Annotated in this window: 1 protein-coding gene; it reads right to left on the bottom strand. The window is 74.8% G+C overall.

Features of this window, described 5'->3' with window-relative positions; translation table 11 throughout:
* A partial coding sequence (locus tag FHD68_RS19245) for a coiled-coil domain-containing protein (protein WP_208863814.1) occupies positions 1–911 on the bottom strand: 911 nt, incomplete at both ends.

Raw genomic sequence — 911 nt, 5'->3', positions numbered from 1 at the left:
TCGGCGCTGCGGGCCGACAGGTCGGGCAGCGTGGCGGCCAGCGCATCCAGACGCGCCGCCAGATCGTCCAGCGATCCAGCCTCGGCCAGGACATCCGCCAGCGCGCGTTCGGCGGAACGGCGCTCTCCCTCGGCATCGGCGCGAGCTTCCCCGGCGGCGGTCGCGGCCTCACGGGCGCTGCGGGACTGGGCCTGCGCCTGCGCCTCGGCGGTATCGGCGGCGGTCAGCAGGGGTTCCAGCACCGCGGCATCCTCTGCATCCGCAGGGGCATCGGCAGCCTCGGCCGTGGCCAGGGCCAGGGCCTCGCGCAAGGCATCCAGGCCCTGCGGCGCCAGATCGTCCAGCGCCTGCGCCCCCTGGCGCAGCGCATCGTCCAGCCGCGTCGCGCGGTTCAGCCGGTCACGCGCATCAGCCAGATCGGCCGCCCCACAATCCTGCAGCGCGCTTGCCACGTCCCGCTGCGCCTGCCCCAGATCGGCGGCCAGCTGCGCCCCCCGCCCCGATCCCGGATCGACGCTGATCGCGCCGAAGCCCGGCAGCGTGACGTGCGTCCGCCCCGGCACCGCCCATGCACCCTCGACAGAGGTTCCGTCCGCCAGCGTCGCCAGAGGCCCGTCCGCGTGAAATTCGATGATCACCGTCTGTGCCTCGGCCCGCGCGTCCAGGCGGTCCAGCACCGTCTGTGCCTGATCCAGCCGTGCCATCGTCTTCGGCGTGATGGTCAGCCGCGCCCGCTGTGCCCGATCAGCGTGCAGCTGCGCCTGCAGTGCCTGCGCCCGGTCCAGCCGATGGGTCAGATCGGCCACCCGCGACCGTGCCGCAAGCGCCAGCCGCGCCTGCTGTGCCCGCGACAGGCGTCCGCGCAGATCGCGCGCGACCTCGCCAGCCTGGCGGTGCGCCTCGGCCGCCTG

Origin of the sequence: Paracoccus marcusii (assembly GCF_006151785.1) — a bacterium.
Classification (GTDB): domain Bacteria; phylum Pseudomonadota; class Alphaproteobacteria; order Rhodobacterales; family Rhodobacteraceae; genus Paracoccus; species Paracoccus marcusii.
The sequence above is the reverse complement of the archived record's forward strand: the minus strand, read 5'-3'. Positions and strand labels throughout refer to the sequence as shown.